Origin of the sequence: Segatella baroniae DSM 16972 = JCM 13447, from assembly GCF_000426585.1 — a bacterium.
GTDB classification, from domain to species: domain Bacteria; phylum Bacteroidota; class Bacteroidia; order Bacteroidales; family Bacteroidaceae; genus Prevotella; species Prevotella baroniae.
On the sequence record NZ_AUFQ01000035.1, the window covers coordinates 1 to 4,391 of the forward strand.

A 4,391-nucleotide genomic window follows, 5' to 3' on the forward strand; every position below is an offset into this window, starting at 1 on the left:
GTAACTTTGTCGTTGGTAATCATCGCTATATATGTTTTGTAAGTTATTGATTCTCAATTATAAAATTACAAAAAACAGCGAGATTACCAACTTTTTAGGGTACTTTCTTATCCCGAACTGGCGTAGACATGGATAAATGCACCACCCGAAGAACTAGACTTATTTAATTAGGGAGCTGGGGGGGGTAAAAAACGATGAGGAATTGCCGAATCAAAGGCTATCACGCAAAGATTTTTATGTTATTTAAGGCTTACCGGACAGCAACAAGAGGAAATAGACTTTAAAAGAGGAGAAGTTTCTCCTCCTTTTCTGTTTGTTATACAAGAAAATCTACTATATTTGTAAATTATCATATAACATTTATGAGAAGTCCAACCAATAGAATTAAAGAGGTGCTTACCGAAAAAGGGATTAAGCAGACATGGCTTGCAGAGAAACTCGGCAAGAGTTTCACTATTGAACTCATACGTTTACAATCGTCGACAGCCAAGCCTTGAATTGCTGTTTCAGATAGCAGAGATCCTACAGCTGAATCCAAAGGATTTGATCAATACGACAGATGACACATAAAGTATCAACTCATAAAATAATATGATGACCGACTTTGAAGAATATATCCGACAGAGCGAACCGCATAAACGAGAAAAAGGTTATGCGTGGCAAACTGCTATTGGTTTGCAGGCTGTTGATGGCTTGAAAACTTCAGACTATCTGCGTCAAACAGCTTGTCAACATATTGAGGGCGATATTACGATTGAAGAGGTAAAGCAGCTTGTCAATAGCTATTATGAGTCGATGACAGCCCGTAAGGATGTAGAAGACAGGACAGAAGAAGCTGATAAAGTTTCGGCTCGTATTACCGAATTGCTATCCGAACAGAGCTTCACTTTCTCGCCATTAGAATATATTTCTATTCATCGCCGACTGTTTGAAGGTCTCCATGAACACGCTGGTAAAATAAGAGATTACAACATTACGAAAAAGGAATGGGTGCTGAATGGAGAAACGGTGCTGTATGCAGGTGCCGACAGTATTCGTGAGACGCTGGATTATGACTTTGCCCGTGAAAAGGGATACGATTATAAGCAGCATGATATAGCAGAAGCAATGAACCATATTGCTCAATTTGTCTCAGACCTTTGGCAAATTCATCCATTCGGTGAGGGTAACACTCGTACAACGGCGGTTTTCACTATTAAGTATCTTCGTACATTTGGCTTTCCCATCAGCAATGAAACCTTTGCAAACTATTCGTGGTACTTCCGCAATGCACTGGTTCGAGCCAATTATAATAATATACCTAAAGGTATTTTTGCGACGACACAATACCTTGAAGCATTTTTTCGCAATCTGATATTAAGTGAGCAGAATGAATTGAAGAATAGGTATCTGCATGTGTCGGCAGAAAGTCAAAGTGTAACAGAGAACAATTCAAAGTGCAATATTTGCACTTTGAATTGCACTTTAGAAGAATTAGCATTGCTCAACTTCATTAAGGAGAAGTCTAACGCAACGCAAAAAGAAATAGCTGTGCATATCGGAAAATCAGAACGAACGGTAAAGACGATGACCGTAAAATTATCTGAACAAGGTATCATTGAACGCAAAAATGGTCGGCGCAATGGCTATTGGGTTATAAAAAGTAGTAAAATAAACAACTAAATTCCCATTTATGGAAGAAAAGGAAGAGCAACATAAAATATCTATACGCTTCTTCAACGACCGTGAAGTACGTGCCGTATGGGATGAAGAGAACAGCAAGTGGTGGTTCTCTGTTCTTGATATTATAGCTGCTATCAATGAGCAGGATGATTACCAAAAGACTCGTAACTATTGGAAGTATCTTAAAACCAAACTGCGAAAGGAAGAACGCGAAGTGGTTAGTGCTACTAACCAGTTGAAGATCGTAGCCCCTGATGGTAAATATCGATTGACAGATACACTTGATGGAGAGGGTGTTACACTTTTGGCTAAAGCCATACCCAATGCGAAAGCAATGGATTTTCTTGATTGGTTTCTCTATAGCGACAATACTGTTGATGGACAAAGTAAGAAGAAGGCTTATCAGCTCTTTGAAAGTGGTATTTTAAAGACGGTTGAACCTGGTACAATTAAATGTTTACAGCAAATTCATTCCTATCTCTTTGGTGGACTTTACGACTTTGCAGGACAGATTCGTACCAAGAATATATCAAAGGGGGATTTACCTTTGCCAACTGTATGCACTTTCCTGACACACTGCAAACCATTGAACGTATGCCTGAAACAACTTTCGACGAGATTATGGACAAATATATAGAAATGAACGTGGCACATCCTTTTATGGAAGGTAATGGTCACAGCACCCGCATTTGGCTCGACCTCATGCTGAAGGGTTCTCTCAAACGGTGTGTGGATTGGAGCCAGATAAACAAGAACGAATATCTATCTGCTATGCGTGAAAGTGTGTCTGATAGCACACATATCAAGGCTTTAGTAGAGCCTGCACTCACTACAAAGATTGACGACAGAGAAATGTTTATGAAGGGTATCGATTATTCGTACTATTATGAACAAAGTGATTAAGCGATTGCTCAAGAAGTACCACAATCCACCAGAAGCAGCTGCCAACGCATTAGAAACCGTCATCAAACAATGTGAGCTGCAGGCGGATAATGAACTAGAGAACTATTCAACAAAATCAGCCAAAATGTATGAAATCCATGAGGATGAAATATAGATTGCTGCTGAACCATAGTGAAATTTGTCAAAGTTTTATAATCTTACAAATAATTAAACAATGGATAATCTTAGGAATAAATTTAAATCACACTTTAATGGATTACTTTTAAATAAATGGTTTTATATAACTATAGGGAGTGTGTTTATTTCCATTTCCTTTATCTTTTTCAAATGGAATCATCCTATTCAAATATTTGATAATAAATATACCATAGACAATGAGCTCTTTGGAACATATGGAGACTTTGTTGGTGGAGTATTAGGTTCAATCTTTACTTTAGTAAGTATTTTACTTGTAATTAGGACTTTTAAAGAGCAACAAAAAGTTTCGAACCAGAATGAAGAACAATTGAAAATTCAACGCTTTAATGATCTGTTTTTTGAGTTATTGCGATTATACCAATCTGAAGTAAGTGAACTTTGTGGACAAAAAGAATATCTTGACTATAATACTCGCAGACGGGAAGATGAAGATTTTATACAGAAGGAAATCAAATGCAATGTCGTAAATGTTGTCACCTATCCTGTCAGGGCCACCACCCACAAGTCTGTGGAAACGTCGTGAAAGTGGATCGAACATGGCAAGGCCGTTGCTGGTGCCAACCCATACATTACCATGCCTGTCGCTCACTATACGACGAACGTTGTCGCTCGGCAACGAAGAAGGGTCTCCGCTGCGATGGCGATAGTTCTCCACCCTATGGCGTTTCAAATCCACAACGCTCATTCCTGCACCATTATGTCCCACATACAACAGACCTGTCCCACTGTCAAGACAACAATGTGACGGCTTTCTCAGAGCATTGTTGACAACGGCTTCCTGTCGCACAAGACGTTTATGTCTCACATCATAATATTGTATGCCGTTGTGCATATATAAAATCCATATTCCCCCATCTGCTGCAGGCTTTATATCGGCAATCATGTTTTGGGCCAACCCGCTCTCGGTGTTCAGGTTTTTCATCAGCCCACTCTGACAATCAACGATCGTTATCCCCTTCAACGTTCCCACCCACATGGCATTCTGCTTTCGCTCATAGCACAAGCTGTTCACCATATTGTCGACCAGCTTGGAACTCTTTTCCGTATATTTCATGACACCATACCCCGTTATTCTGTTCAGCCCGTTCTTCGTACCGACCCAGACGAATCCATAACCATCCGTGGTCATGTTCAAGACAAAATCGTTGGAAAGTCCTTCTGAAACACTTAGATTGCGCACGCAGACCTTTTCTTCTACAATACACATACTGCTGAATGCCAACACCCAAAGAAGCAGACTATACTTCAACGGACTAATTTCTTTAATCAATATCATACGGGAAAGGAAAAGATAATTTGACGTTACGCTTACAAATATAGATAAAATATTACAGAATGACTTTCAGGACATATAAAAAGAAAGAATAGCGGCGGTCTTTGGAAGAATATCGGCGGTTGGGACAGAACGACTTCTCTCATACAGCAAAATGAAAGATGAGCGTCTATGAAAGACAAAAATGAGTCGTATGTGAAAGTGGGGAAAATGTAACTTTGCAGCCATCTACACGCTATCCTAAGATTTCATATCATAGTTCTTCTATGTTGCTATCCAAATAATTGGAAAATATTTGTTATTTATTAACTATTTATTTATCAATCACTTATCGTGAAGTTCCTAAGTACGATGA

General features: G+C 39.0%; 3 protein-coding genes and 2 pseudogenes. 4 read left to right on the plus strand and 1 reads right to left on the minus strand.

Going from position 1 to position 4,391, the window contains the following annotated elements; translation table 11 throughout:
* Window positions 1–362: 362 nt before the first annotated feature.
* From K334_RS14625 to K334_RS14965, 4 genes and pseudogenes are all read left to right on the plus strand, one after another.
* Window positions 363–570: pseudogene (locus tag K334_RS14625) on the plus strand (helix-turn-helix domain-containing protein).
* Between the two features lie 24 nt (window positions 571–594).
* A complete protein-coding gene (locus K334_RS0112615) occupies window positions 595–1,662 on the plus strand; it encodes a Fic family protein (protein WP_025882269.1) in 1,068 nt (355 codons plus the stop codon).
* Between the two features lie 10 nt (window positions 1,663–1,672).
* Window positions 1,673–2,565: pseudogene (fic, locus tag K334_RS14085) on the plus strand (protein adenylyltransferase Fic).
* Entirely contained in the window at window positions 2,549–2,719 is a 171-nt protein-coding gene (locus K334_RS14965; protein WP_036890430.1) for a restriction endonuclease, read from the plus strand. The pseudogene fic and the gene K334_RS14965 overlap by 17 nt, the downstream one beginning before the upstream one ends.
* Window positions 2,720–3,115: 396 nt before the next feature.
* Here K334_RS14965 and K334_RS0112630 read toward each other — a convergent pair whose 3' ends face one another.
* Entirely contained in the window at window positions 3,116–3,970 is an 855-nt protein-coding gene (locus K334_RS0112630; protein WP_161625391.1) for a ligand-binding sensor domain-containing protein, read from the minus strand.
* Window positions 3,971–4,391: the final 421 nt, after the last annotated feature.